General features: G+C 57.2%; 1 rRNA gene. It reads left to right on the forward strand.

What is annotated here, in order from left to right:
- Positions 1-629: ribosomal RNA gene (locus WS34_RS15030) — 16S ribosomal RNA — on the forward strand; the annotation flags it as partial.
- Positions 630-636: the final 7 nt, after the last annotated feature.

Raw genomic sequence — 636 nt, forward strand, 5'->3', positions numbered from 1 at the left:
TGAAACTCAAAGGAATTGACGGGGGCCCGCACAAGCGGAGGAACATGTGGTTTAATTCGATGATACGCGAGGAACCTTACCCGGGTTTAAATGTAGATTGCATGAGGTGGAAACACTTCTTCCCTTCGGGGCTATTTACAAGGTGCTGCATGGTTGTCGTCAGCTCGTGCCGTGAGGTGTCGGGTTAAGTCCCATAACGAGCGCAACCCCTATCGCCAGTTGCCATCGGTTGAAGCCGGGCACTCTGTCGAGACTGCCACCGTAAGGTGCGAGGAAGGCGGGGATGACGTCAAATCAGCACGGCCCTTACACCCGGGGCGACACACGTGTTACAATGGCCGGTACAGAGGGCAGCCACGGGGTGACCCGGAGCGAATCTCTAAAGCCGGTCGTAGTTCGGACTGGAGTCTGCAACCCGACTCCACGAAGTTGGATTCGCTAGTAATCGCGCATCAGCCATGGCGCGGTGAATACGTTCCCGGGCCTTGTACACACCGCCCGTCAAGCCATGGAAGCCGGGAGTACCTGAAGATCGTGACCGCGAGGAACGGGCTAGGGTAATACCGGTAACTGGGGCTAAGTCGTAACAAGGTAGCCGTACCGGAAGGTGCGGCTGGAACACCTCCTTTCTGGAGC

It is taken from the genome of Odoribacter sp. N15.MGS-14, from assembly GCF_000980245.1.
Classification (GTDB): domain Bacteria; phylum Bacteroidota; class Bacteroidia; order Bacteroidales; family Marinifilaceae; genus Odoribacter; species Odoribacter splanchnicus.